Annotated in this window: 11 protein-coding genes; 8 read left to right on the forward strand and 3 right to left on the reverse strand. The window is 63.3% G+C overall.

The features are described 5' to 3' along the window. Window positions 1-3: 3 nt before the first annotated feature. Both BB934_RS20235 and BB934_RS20240 read right to left on the reverse strand, forming a co-directional pair. Entirely contained in the window at window positions 4-924 is a 921-nt protein-coding gene (locus BB934_RS20235) for a branched-chain amino acid ABC transporter permease (protein WP_099511235.1), read from the reverse strand. 139 nt (window positions 925-1,063) lie between these two features. Next, window positions 1,064-2,239, reverse strand: coding sequence for an ABC transporter substrate-binding protein (locus BB934_RS20240; protein ID WP_099511236.1), 1,176 nt, complete (start codon window positions 2,237-2,239; stop codon window positions 1,064-1,066). A gap of 385 nt (window positions 2,240-2,624) precedes the next feature. Between BB934_RS20240 and BB934_RS20245 the strand changes: the two genes are divergently transcribed. The 8 genes from BB934_RS20245 to BB934_RS20280 all read left to right on the forward strand — a co-directional run bounded on the left by BB934_RS20245 (window position 2,625) and on the right by BB934_RS20280 (window position 12,146). Next, on the forward strand, window positions 2,625-4,274 hold the full coding sequence (locus BB934_RS20245; protein ID WP_099511237.1) for a benzoate-CoA ligase family protein: 1,650 nt from the start codon (window positions 2,625-2,627) through the stop codon (window positions 4,272-4,274). A gap of 96 nt (window positions 4,275-4,370) precedes the next feature. Continuing rightward, window positions 4,371-6,725 (forward strand): bifunctional salicylyl-CoA 5-hydroxylase/oxidoreductase, encoded by a 2,355-nt coding sequence (locus BB934_RS20250; RefSeq protein WP_099511238.1) that lies wholly within the window; start codon window positions 4,371-4,373, stop codon window positions 6,723-6,725. Window position 6,726: 1 nt separating this feature from the next. Further along, window positions 6,727-7,494 (forward strand): SDR family NAD(P)-dependent oxidoreductase, encoded by a 768-nt coding sequence (locus tag BB934_RS20255; protein WP_099511239.1) that lies wholly within the window; start codon window positions 6,727-6,729, stop codon window positions 7,492-7,494. Window positions 7,495-7,496: 2 nt separating this feature from the next. Then, window positions 7,497-8,006, forward strand: coding sequence for a MarR family winged helix-turn-helix transcriptional regulator (locus BB934_RS20260; RefSeq protein ID WP_099511240.1), 510 nt, complete (start codon window positions 7,497-7,499; stop codon window positions 8,004-8,006). Then, window positions 8,003-8,839: an enoyl-CoA hydratase family protein gene (locus BB934_RS20265; protein ID WP_099511241.1), complete on the forward strand. Its 837-nt coding sequence runs from the start codon at window positions 8,003-8,005 to the stop codon at window positions 8,837-8,839. The genes BB934_RS20260 and BB934_RS20265 overlap by 4 nt, the downstream gene beginning before the upstream one ends. A gap of 1 nt (window position 8,840) precedes the next feature. Then, window positions 8,841-10,049, forward strand: coding sequence for an acyl-CoA dehydrogenase family protein (locus BB934_RS20270; RefSeq protein ID WP_099511242.1), 1,209 nt, complete (start codon window positions 8,841-8,843; stop codon window positions 10,047-10,049). 13 nt (window positions 10,050-10,062) lie between these two features. Beyond that, window positions 10,063-10,506: a RidA family protein gene (locus tag BB934_RS20275; protein WP_099511243.1), complete on the forward strand. Its 444-nt coding sequence runs from the start codon at window positions 10,063-10,065 to the stop codon at window positions 10,504-10,506. Between the two features lie 158 nt (window positions 10,507-10,664). Beyond that, window positions 10,665-12,146, forward strand: coding sequence for a sensor domain-containing diguanylate cyclase (locus BB934_RS20280; protein ID WP_099511244.1), 1,482 nt, complete (start codon window positions 10,665-10,667; stop codon window positions 12,144-12,146). Between the two features lie 12 nt (window positions 12,147-12,158). On the opposite strand, the gene greA is transcribed toward BB934_RS20280, so the two are convergent. Next, entirely contained in the window at window positions 12,159-12,626 is a 468-nt protein-coding gene (gene greA / locus BB934_RS20285; RefSeq protein WP_099511245.1) for a transcription elongation factor GreA, read from the reverse strand. Window positions 12,627-12,664 lie beyond the last annotated feature (38 nt).

Below are 12,664 nucleotides of genomic sequence, written 5' to 3' on the forward strand. Positions count from 1 at the left end.
ACCCTAGCGCTTCACGGGAAACAGGCCGGAGGGGCGGAAGAACAGCACCGCAGCCATGAAGATATAGATCAGCATCGGCGCGATGGCGCGGCCGGTCTGGCTTGCAGCCGCCGGATCGAGAAAGAGCCGCAGCAGATTCGGAGCAAAGGAACGCCCGACCGTGTCCACGAGCCCGATCAGAAGTGCCGCAAGGAACGCGCCGCGGATCGAACCGATGCCGCCGATCACGATGACCACGAAGGCGAGGATCAGGATGTTGTCGCCCATGCCGGGCTCGACGGAGAGGATTGGGGCCACCATCGCTCCCGCAAAGCCGGCAAGCATGGCGCCGAAGCCGAACACCACCATGAATAGCCTTTGGATATTGACCCCGAGCGCGGAAACCATGGAGGCGTTGCTGGCGCCTGCGCGCACCAGCATGCCGACGCGCGTGTGATTGACGAGCACGTAGAGGAGGGCCGCGACGACGAGGCCTGCCGCGATGATGGCGAGGCGATAGACCGGGTAGAGCAAACCGCTCGCGATCTCGACCGAGCCCGAAAGGAGCTCGGGAACGGGAACACTGAGCGGCGCCGCACCCCAGACGAACTTCACCCCCTGGTTCAGGAACAGGATCACGCCGAAAGTGGCGAGCACCTGATCGAGATGATCGCGGTCGTAAAGGTGTCGGAACACCAGAACTTCGACGAGAAGCCCGAAGGCCAGAGCCGAGGGCAGGGCGAGAAGCAGCCCCCAGCCGAAGCTTCCTGTCCAGGCGCTGAAGGCCGCGACCAGATAGGCGCCGACCATGTATTGCACGCCGTGCGCCAGATTGATGAAATCCATCACGCCGAACACGAGGGTCAGGCCGGCGGCGATGAGAAAGAGAATGAGCCCGAACTGAATGCCGTTCAGAGCCTGGACGAAGAGAAGAGTTGCGGTCATCGACACGTCACTTGCAGAAGGCCTTCATCGATCGAGCCTCCGCCCGGATGCTCCCTGCGTGAGAGCATCGTCATCGTTCGCAGATGGAGACCGGCCTGCCCGCGCGTTGCTAAAGCAGGCCGGTCTTCGTCAATGCATCTCAGTTCGTCGCTGCGCATTCCTTGGCATAAGCATCCGTATAATCGTCAAACACTTTTTCCACGATCTCGGTTTGGAATTTGCCGTCCGGACGCTTGGCGGCTTTCACGAGATAGAAATCCTGGATCGGGAAGCCGTTGGTGCCGAACTTGAAGTCTCCGCGCAGGGATTTGAAATCGGCTTTCCTGATCGCGGCGCGCACGGCGTCCTTGTTGTCCATCTTGCCGCCGGTCGCCTTGAGCGCGTTGTCGATCAGCAGGGCTGCGTCATAGGCATGCATGGAATAGGAGCCGGGCACTGAATTGTAGGCCGCCTCGTAGGCCGCAACGAACTTCTTGTTCTGCGGGGTGTCGAGGTTCAGAGCCCAGTTCGAGCCGCCGAGCATGCCGACGGCCGCATCCTGCTGCGCAGGCAGGGTCGATTCATCGACCGTGAAGGCGGACAGGAAGGGGATGCGGTCGGCGAGGCCTGCCGCGCGGTACTGCTTGACCAGGTTCACGCCCATGCCGCCGGGCATGAAGGTGAAGATCGCATCGGGCTGCATGGAGGCGACCTTCGCAAGCTCGGACTGGAAATCGAGCGTGTTGAGCGGAACGTAGGATTCCTCGACGATCTCGCCCTTGTAGTGGCGCTTGAAGCCGGCGAGCGCATCCTTGCCGGCCTGATAGTTCGGTGCCAGCAGGTAGACCTTCTTGTAGCCGCGATCCTGCGCGACCTTGCCGAGAACCTCGTGGTTCTGATCGTTCTGGTAGGATGTCGCGAAGAAGTACGGGTTGCAGCTCTTGCCCGCGAGGTTCGAGGGCCCCGCATTGGTGCTGATGTAGAATGTATTAGCGTCGACGATCGGCTTGTGGACGGCAACGGCCACGTTCGAGAAGATCGGGCCGACGACGAAGTCCACCTTGTCGCGCTCCAGAAGGCCCTTGACCTTCGTTACGGCCACGTCGGGTTTCAACTCGTCGTCGACGACGATCACTTCGACGTCGCGCCCACCGAGCTTGCCGCCGAGGTCTTTCACCGCGAGCTGAAAGCCGTCGCGGGCCTGCTGACCGAGGACGGCAGAAGGACCGGAGAGGGTCAGAAGCAGTCCAACCTTCAGCTTCTCCTGCGCCAGGGCCGGTGCGGCAGCCAGGCCAAAGGCCGCTGCAAGGCCAAGGGTTTTGATCGTTACGTTCATCATGGTCTCCCGAATGGCTGTTCCCTGCGCACTTTGCGTGCTGCGTTGATTGTTCCCAGCGGGACGCGCGGTGCCCGACGAACAAGTCGGGCGGTACTCTGCCGCAAAACGACCCAGCCGAACACTCCCTTTGTCGAAGCGTTCATCCCCACATCCCCAATCTTTGGGATTGCCAAGGATTATTTTAAGTTTAAAATATTTTCCAGGTTCTTCAAGCGGATTGTTTCGCAGAGGAAGGCGGGCGAAATGACAGGCGCGTGATCGGCCATGAATGGGTGGGGACCGGAGTTCGCCGTCGCTCATGGCCTCCGAATGAAATCCTCCCCATCGGCCCCTCCACGACGCCTCGCTCTTGCACCGCACAATAACAACAGAGGAGCGGACGATGGCGGACACGGCACATGTGGATACCTTCGCGAGAGACAACCTTCCGCCCGAGGACCAGTGGCCGGCCTTCCTTTTTACCCGTCCCGAGTTCCAGTATCCGGAACGGCTGAACTGCGCCGCGGCCTTTCTCGACCGGTGGGTCGACGAGGGACGAGGCGATGAGCCCTGCCTGATCAGCCCGGCCGAGACGCTCACCTACCGCGCGCTTCAGGAGCGCGTGAACCGGATCTGCAATGTGCTGGTTCACAAGCTCGGCTTCGTGCCCGGCAATCGCGTGCTGCTGCGCTCGGCCAACAATCCGATGATGGTGGCAGCCTATCTGGCGGTTCTGAAGGCCGGCGGTGTGGTCGTGGCCACCATGCCGCTCCTGCGTGCCAAGGAGATCGCGTATCCGCTGAAGAAGGCAAAGATCACTATCGCTCTCTGCGATCACCGACTCGCAGAGGAGATGGAGCGCGCCAGGACGATGGCGCCCGATCTGCAGCATGTGGTGTATTGGGGATCGGGCAAGCCTGACGGCCTCGAGGCGCTGATCGCCGAGGCCTCGCCGGACTTCACTGCCGTCGATACGGCGGCGGACGATGTCTGCCTGATCGGCTTCACCTCGGGTACGACCGGCGAGCCGAAGGGCACCATGCATTTCCACCGGGACATGCTGGCGATCTGCGACGGCTATGCCCAGAACGTGCTGCGCCCGGAGGCGGGCGACCGCTTCATCGGTTCGCCGCCGCTCGCCTTCACCTTCGGCCTCGGCGGTATCGTGCTGTTCCCCATGCGGGTCGGTGCTTCGACCGTGCTGCTGGAAAAGGCTGGGCCTGACGATCTTTTGCCGGCCATCGCGCAGCACAAGGCCACCATCTGCTTTACGGCGCCCACGGCCTACCGCGCCATGCTGTCGAAACTCCAAGGCTACGGTATCTCGAGCCTGCGCAAATGCGTGTCGGCCGGCGAGCCCCTGCCGAAGGGCACCTTCGAGGCCTGGAAGGATGCCACGGGAATAAGGCTCATGGACGGGATCGGGGCGACGGAGATGCTGCACATCTTCATTGCGGCGACCGAGGATGAGATCCGCCCCGGCGCGACCGGCAAGCCCGTTCCTGGCTATGAGGCGAAAGTCGTCGATGACGAGGGACGCGACCTCCCGCCCGGCAGCGTCGGTCGCCTCGCCGTGCGCGGACCGACAGGGTGCCGCTATCTCGCCGACGAGCGGCAGGGCAAATACGTCCAAGGGGGCTGGAACGTCACCGGCGACACCTACCTCATGGATGAGGACGGGTACTTCTGGTACCAGGCGCGTTCCGACGACATGATCATCTCGGCGGGCTACAACATCGCAGGGCCGGAGGTCGAGGCGGCGCTGCTTACGCATCCGGCCGTTGCCGAATGCGGCGTGGTGGGCGCTCCCGACGACGGGCGTGGCATGGTGGTCAAGGCCTATGTGGTCCTGCGCCCCGGCCATGCCCCGGGTCCCGAGTTGACAAAGGCTCTCCAGGATCATGTCAAGGCGGAGATCGCGCCGTACAAGTATCCTCGGCTGATCGAGTTCGTGGAGGCCCTCCCGCGCACGCAGACCGGCAAGCTGCAGCGTTTCGAGCTTCGCCGCATCGCTCAGGAGCCGGAAAAGCATGAGGAGGCCCTGAGAGCATGACGGCCAGCCGGTCGATCGGCCGGATGACCGACACAGGTTGATCGAAAATTATTTTAAGCTTAAAATAATAAGTGCAATTTCTCGGGTAGGAACCTCATGAAGACGGCGATCATCGGCGGCGGCCCGGCTGGACTTTACTTTGCGATCCTGCAGAAGAAGCTCCGGCCGGAATCCGACATCACGGTCTATGAGCGCAATCGCGCCGACGAGACATTCGGCTTCGGCGTCGTGTTTTCCGACGCGACCCTGGACAATTTCGAGAAGTACGACCTGCCGAGCTATCAGCGCATCGTCCGGGAATTCGCCTATTGGGACGACATCGCCATCCATTTCCGTGGCACCGAGCACCGGATCGGCGGCAACGGCTTCTGCGGCTGCTCGCGACGCACCCTGCTGCTGATCCTGCAGGATCGTGCGGAGGAGCTCGGCGTCCGGCTGCGCTACGAAGCCGACGTGGATGACGAGAGCCTCTTCGCGGACGCAGATCTCGTGGTCGTGGCGGATGGCATCAACAGCCGCTTCCGGGAGCGCTATGCAGATCACTTCGAGCCGGAGGTGGACCTTCGGCCGAACAAGTTCACCTGGATGGGCTCCACCAAGCCGCTCGATGCCTTCACCTTCATCTTCCAGGAGACGGAATGGGGGCCGTTCATTGCCCATGCCTATCAATATGAAGCGAACCGCTCGACCTGGGTTTTCGAGACCGACCCCGAGACCTTCGAGCGGGCCGGGCTGAAGGACAAGAGCGAGGCTGAATCGGCGGCGCTCATGGAAGAGATCTTCGGCTGGTTCCTCGGCGGTCACCGCGTTCTCACCAACCGCTCGATCTGGCGCAACTTCCCGATGATCCGCAGCAAGCGCTGGGTCATGGGCAACAAGGTGCTGCTCGGCGACGCCAAGGCCTCGGCGCATTTCTCCATCGGCTCGGGCACCAAGCTTGCGATGGAGGATGCCATTGCGCTCTACGAGGCTTTCCGCCGCGAGCCGAGCGTCGAAGGAGCATTGTCGCTCTACGAGACTGGACGGCGCGAGGAGGTCGAGAAGACGCAGCACGCGGCCGATGTGTCCCTAGTCTGGTTCGAGCACGTGGCGCGCTTCTGGGATTTCGATCCGGTGCAGTTCGCTTTCGGCGTCATGACCCGCGCCAAGGCGATCACCTACGACAACCTGCGCCTGCGCGCGCCGGATTTCGTTGCCGCCGTTGATAAGACCTTTACAAGACAGGTGCAGAAGCAGGGCTTCGACGTTTCGACCGAGAGCCCGAGCGCGCCGATGTTTCAGCCCTTCCGTCTGCGGGAGATGATCGTTCCTAATCGCGTCGTGGTGTCGCCCATGGACATGTATTCCGCGAAGGACGGCGTGCCCGGGGAATTCCACCTCGTCCATTACGGCTCGCGCGCCATGGGTGGGGCGGGGCTGGTCTTCACGGAGATGACCTGCATCTCGCCGGAGGCGCGCATCACCCTCGGCTGCACGGGCCTGTGGAACGACGAGCAGGAGGCCGCCTGGAAGCGGATCGTCGATTTCGTTCATGCCAACTCTGGCACGAAGTTCTGCCTGCAACTCGGGCATTCCGGGCGCAAGGGCGCGACCAAGCTCATGTGGGAGGGCATGGATCGCCCGCTGGATGAGGGAGCATGGGACATCTGCTCCGCTTCGCCGATTCCCTACTTCCCCGACAGCCAGATGCCGCGCGAAGCGACGCGCGCCGACATGGACCTGATCAGGCAGCAATTCGTGGATGCCGCGCAGCGCGGCGAGCGCGCCGGTTTCGACATGCTCGAGCTGCACTGCGCCCACGGTTACCTGATGGCGAGCTTCCTGTCGCCGCTCACCAACCGCCGCACGGACGACTACGGCGGTTCCCTCGAAAACCGTCTGCGGTTCCCGCTGGAAATCTTCGACGCCATGCGCGAGGTCTGGCCAGCGCACAAGCCCATGTCTGTGCGCATCTCGGCGACCGACTGGGCTGAAGGCGGCGTCACCGGCGACGATGCGGTCGAGATCGCCCGTGCTTTTGCAGAGCACGGCGTCGATCTCGTCGACGTGTCGACGGGCCAGACGGTCTGTGAGGCGCGGCCGATCTACGGGCGCATGTTCCAGACACCGTTCTCGGATCAGGTGCGCAACGAGGCGCGGGTCGCCACCATGTGCGTCGGCAACATCACGGCGGCCGATCAGGTGAACACGATCCTGGCCGCCGGCCGCGCCGATCTCGTTGCGCTCGGCCGGCCGCATCTGGTCGATCCGACCTTCACCATGAAGGCCGCTGCCTGGTACGGCGCGAAGGACATCCACTGCCCGCCGCAGTATCTGGCCGGCAGGGATCAGATCTTCCGCAACTCCGTGCGTGATCGGCAGGATCTCGAGGATCTCAAGGTGAAGGCGAAGCCGAAGACGCGCGCCGAATTGAAGTTGGAGGCCGGCGAGAAGCCTCTCGCTGCGGAATGAGATGACCATGACAAGTCTCAAAGGCAGGCATGCATTGGTGACGGGTGGCGGACGCGGGATCGGACGCGCCATCGCCGGCTGTCTCGTGAAGGCAGGCGCGACCGTCACAATCGTCGGCCGCAGTCCAGCAACGCTCGAACTGGCAATTGTGCAGGGCGATGCGCACGCCGCTGCCGTCGCCGACATTACGGACAGGGAGGCGGTCCAGGCGGCCGTTCAGGACGCCGTCGCTCGCTACGGCCCCGTCGATCTGCTGATTGCCAATGCCGGAGCGGCCGCCTCGGCGCCCTTCATGAAGACAGGCCCGGACATGTTCCGGCAGATGCTGGATGTGAACCTGCTCGGCGTCACCAATACGGCCCACGCTGTGCTGGGATCGATGACGGAGAAGGGCTTCGGGCGCATCGTCGCCGTGGCGTCGACCGCAGGCCTCAAGGGCTATCCCTATGTGAGCGCCTATTGCGCCGCCAAGCATGCCGTGGTCGGCTTCGTCCGCGCCTTGGCTTTGGAAACCGCAAGGAACGGGGTCACGGTGAATGCGGTTTGCCCTGGCTTCACGGATACGGACCTCGTTTCCGAGAGTTTGGCGCGCATCATGGAGAAGACTGACAGAACCCGCGAGGAGGCGCTGGCGGAGCTCGTGAAGCACAACCCGCAGGGCAGGCTCATCAACCCGTCGGAGGTGGCCGAGGCCGTGCTTTGGCTGTGCAGCGAAGGCGCGCGCTCCGTAACGGGACAGGCCATTGCGGTGGCTGGGGGGGAAATCTGAACATGGACGATCACGCCATTCCGCTCGACGCCGAAACCAAGGCGGTCGAGATGCCGGAGGATCACCGGGAGGAGCTGCGTCTCTGGCTGCGGCTTCTCACCTGCTCCACGCTGATCGAAGGCGAGGTGCGCCGCCGCCTGCGCGAGCGCTTCGACGTCACGCTCCCCCGCTTCGACCTGATGGCGCAGCTCGACAAGGCGCCCGATGGGATGACCCTGTCCGATCTGTCGAAGCGGATGATGGTATCGAACGGCAACCTCACCGGCCTCGTCGACCGGCTCGTTACATCCGGCCACATCGCGCGGATCGTTTCTCCGACTGATCGACGCGCGATGGTCATCAGCCTGACCGAGGCGGGCCGCGCCGAGTTCCGCACCATGGCAGGCGAGCATGAGCATTGGATCGCCGATCTCTTCGGAGATCTTAACGCCAAGGATCGCAACGATCTCATGCGGCTGCTCGCGAAAACCAAATTGTCCGCCCGCCGGGCGATCATGGGAGACGACCAGTGACGCAATTCGCCAATTCCGTCACCCTGCCGCTCTCGTCCTATGAGCCGCGACACTTCCTGCTGGCGGTCGATGGACCCGTTGCGACGGTCACGCTCAACCGCCCTGACAAGAAGAATCCGCTCACGTTCGAGAGCTATCGCGAGCTGGCCGACTTCTTCCATGCCTGCGCCAAGGACGAGGACGTCAAAGCTATCGTCGTGACCGGAGCAGGCGGCAATTTCTCGTCCGGCGGCGATGTATTCGAGATCATCGGCCCGCTTGTCGAGATGGACACGAAGGGGCTTACCGCCTTCACGCGCATGACCGGCGAACTGGTGAAGGCCATGCGCGCCGCGCCGCAGCCGATCATTGCGGCGGTCGAAGGCATCTGCGCCGGCGCCGGCGCCATCGTCGCCATGGCCTCCGATCTCCGTCTTGCGGCGCCAGGGGCGAAGGTAGCGTTCCTGTTCAACAAGGTCGGCCTCGCCGGCTGCGATATGGGCGCCTGTGCCATCCTTCCCCGCATCATCGGCCAAGGCCGCGCCTCGGAGCTGCTCTATACCGGCCGCTTCATGAGCGCGGAGGAAGGCGAGCGCTGGGGCTTCTTCAGCCGCCTCGTCGAGGCAGGCACGCTTCTCGACGAAGCGCGGGCTCTCGCGCGTACGATCGGCACGGGCCCGACCTATGCCAACACCATGACGAAGCGCATGCTGGCGATGGAATGGGCGATGTCGGTCGAGGAGGCGATCGAGGCGGAAGCGGTGGCGCAGGCACTCTGCATGACGACGGAAGATTTCGCCCGCGCCTATCGCGCCTTCGCGGCCAAGGAAAAGCCGGTGTTCCAGGGAGATTGACGTGATCGACGCGAGCTTTCTCTCTTGGCCGTTCTTTGAAAACCGCCACCGGCAATTCGCCAACGACCTGAGCGCCTGGGCGGCGAGCGACGTCAAACCGCTCGTCGATCACCACGACGTCGACGCCTCCTGCCGCCGCCTCGTGCGGCGCATGGGCGAAGCCGGCTGGCTCAGGGCTGTCGTGCCTGAGGCCTATGGCGGGCTTTTCGCATCTTTCGATGTCCGCACGCTCTGCCTGGCTCGGGAGACGCTCGCGTTTCACGACGGGCTGGCGGATTTCGCCTTTGCCATGCAGGGACTCGGTACGGGACCGATCACTCTGTTCGGCTCCGATGTGCTGAAGGCCAGATATCTGCCGCCGGTGGCTCGGGGCGAAGCTATCGCGGCCTTCGCGCTCTCGGAACCGGAAGCCGGGTCCGATGTCGCCGCCATGAGCACCACGGCGATGCCGGACGGGCCGGATCACGTTCGGATCGACGGCGTGAAGACATGGATCTCCAATGGCGGGATCGCCGATCATTATGTGGTCTTCGCCCGCTCCGGCGAAGCGCCCGGTGCGAAGGGACTTTCCGCCTATGTGGTCGACGCGCAGTCGCCGGGACTGATTGTCGAGAACCGAATCGATGTCATCGCGCCGCATCCGCTCGCGACCCTGCGCTTCGACAATTGCCGGGTGCCGCTCTCGCAGCGGATCGGTGGGCCGGGTGAAGGATTCAAGGTCGCCATGGCCACCCTCGACGTGTTCCGCTCGACGGTTGGTGCTGCCGCCCTCGGTCTCGCGCGGCGGGCTCTGTCGGAGGCGCTGCAGCATGCCGCTTCGCGCAAGCTCTTCGGCGCTCCTCTCGGGGATCTGCAGATGACGCAAGCCTCTCTCGCCGACATGGCGACGGGCGTGGACAGCGCCGCGCTCCTCGTCTATCGCGCCGCCTGGACCAAGGACCAGGGCGCGCCGCGGGTGACGCGCGAGGCGGCGATGGCGAAGATGCATGCCACCGAGACCGCGCAGGGCGTGATCGACAAGGCGGTGCAGATCTTCGGTGGCCTCGGTGTCACAAAAGGCGTCAGGGTCGAAGAGCTTTATCGGGAAATCCGCGCCCTGCGGATCTACGAGGGTGCGACCGAGGTGCAGAAAATCGTGATCGCGCGCGAAATGCTGAAGATGGTGGAAGCCCAACGCTCCGGCACTCGCGACGCTGTGCTCCGTCAATAAGGGAGAAACAACAATGACAGCCGCCATAGAAGGCACTCCCATGCCTGGAATCGACGATGGACCCGAAGTCCTCAACCCGAAGCACTGGCCGACACCAAAGGGATATGCCAACGGCATGATGGCCGAAGGTCGGATTCTTGTGACCGGCGGCATCGTCGGCTGGGACGAGACCGAGACATTTCCCGATGGCTTCGTCGCGCAGGCGCGACAGACCTTCGAGAACATTCGCGCCATTCTCGCCGAGGGCAGGGCCGAGCCGCGGCATCTCGTGCGGCTGACCTGGTATGTCGTCGATATCGACGAGTATCTCGAACACCTCCGCGACCTGGGCCGCGCCTATCGCGAGGTCTTCGGCGCCCATTATCCTGCCATGGCCTTGGTTCAAGTCGTACGTCTCGTGGAGAAGAAGGCTCGTCTCGAAATCGAGGCGACAGCCATCGTCCCAAGCCTGCGGTAAGTCATCGAAAGACCTGCGACAAATCAACAGTGTTGCAAGAATGCCTACCGGCCCGACAACCTTCGGAAAGGGCGGAAAATCGGCCTTTCTCGATCTAGTATTACATTGCTCCTCTGCGCTGAATAGCAACTGGAATCAGGTTCATCAGCAGGTCTTCTATGCTGCACTCCAAAACCGAGAGGTTCGCCGTTCCGTCGTCGAGCGAGTTCGCCGACGACGCCGAGATGTTCGAGCTGGCGCCGGTTTCCCTCTGGCTCGAGGATTACAGCGGCCTCAAGGCGCTCTTCGAACGCTGGCGTGCGGAAGGCGTGATCTCGCTGCGGGATTATCTCCTGGAGGATGCGACACGCGTCGAGGCCTGCTCGAGCCAGATCCGTGTCATCAAGGTGAACCGCCGGACCCTCAGCCTCTTCGAAGCGGATGACCTGTCGCATCTGGTCGGTAATCTCGACCGGATCTTTCGCAATGACATGCTGAAGGCTCACATCGACGAACTCGTGCAGCTCTGGGAAGGGCGCGCGGAGTTCTTCAGCAACACGGTGAACTATACCCTGTCCGGGCGCAGGCTCGACATCCAGCTCAAGGGCAGCGTCCTGCCCGGGCACGAGGGCAGGTGGGATCGCGTCCTGATCGCCATCGAGGATGTGACCGAGCGCGAAGCCGCGCGCAGGCAGCTCTCCACCAGCGAAACCTACGCCCGCGGCCTGTTCGAGCATTCGCCGGTCTCGCTGTGGGTGGAGGATTTCAGCGCGGTCAAGCAGCTCCTGGACGATGTGCGTTGGCAGGGAATCAGCGACTTTCGGGTCTTCACCGACGTGCATCCGGAATTCGTCTCACGCTGCATGAGCGAGATCCGCGTGATCGACGTCAACCGGCATACGCTGGAGCTGTTCTCGTCCCCCGACAAGCAGACCCTGCTGATGCGGCTAGGCGACGTCTTTCGTGACGAGATGCGGGAGCATTTCAGAGAGCAGCTGATCGATCTTTGGAACGGCAAGATTTTTCAGCAGCGCGAGGTGGTGAACTATTCCCTCTCGGGCGATGAGCTTCATCTGCATCTGCAGTTCTCCGTGCTGCCCGGCTACGAGAAGGACTGGTCGCTTGTGCAGGTGGCGCTGACGGATATCACCGCGCGCAAGCGGGCCGAGGCCTATCTCGAATATCTCGGCAAGCACGACGTTCTGACCAAGCTCTATAATCGCACCTTCTACGTCGACGAACTGAACCGACTGGAGCGCAAGGGGCCATTCCCGGTTACTGTCGTCATCATCGACTTGAACGGCCTGAAAGCCGCCAACGATCAACTCGGGCATGCGGCCGGCGACGCGCTGCTGCGTCGCGCCGGCGAAGTGCTCAGCAAGGCCGTCGACAAGCCCTCCTATGCCGCCCGTATCGGCGGCGATGAGTTCGCACTACTGATGCCGGGAACCGACGAGCGGGACGCCAAGGTCGTGATGGACGGCATCGAGAACCTGCTCGAGGTCAACAACCAGTTCTATACCGGCCTGCCTCTCAGCTTCGCCATGGGTGCAGCGACAAGCCGGCCAGGTGAGCGGCTGGAGGCCATCGTGAAGCGGGCCGATCTCCTGATGTACGAGGCGAAGCGCGCCCACTACGCGGCCGCATCCGCGCCTCGCTAGTGCATTCCGGGATCAGGATCCGATCTCGACGATCTCCGCCGTTGTCTGCCCGATCGGCACCACGTCGCCGACTTCCTTGCCCATGAGGGCCTGAGCCAGCGGGGAGACATAGGAGAGGCTTCCCTTTGCCGGATCGGCCTCGTCTTCGCCGACGATCCGATAGGTCTGCCGCCGGCCGTCCTCGCGCTCGAACGTGACGCGCGCACCGAAGCGGACATGAGAGGCATCCGTGGGAGGAGGGGCTACCTCCGCCGAGGCGCGCCGGGCAGACCAATAGCGCAGGTCGCGGGAGAGACGTGCCAGTTCCGCCTTGTCGTCGGAGGCTTGAGCGTCGGTGTGACGCTTCTGCAGGTCTTCGATCTCCGCATCCATCTGGGCAAGGCCCGAGGGTGTGACGAGATGGTGTTGGCTGACCGTCCGGTCCGGCAGGTCCTCGAAGGCTTCTCCGCCTTCGGTTTCACGAACAAAGGCACGGCTCATTACGTCTCCTCCGCTCTTTCGAGAGAAAACGGTTCGAG

This window comes from Microvirga ossetica (assembly GCF_002741015.1).
GTDB lineage: Bacteria > Pseudomonadota > Alphaproteobacteria > Rhizobiales > Beijerinckiaceae > Microvirga > Microvirga ossetica.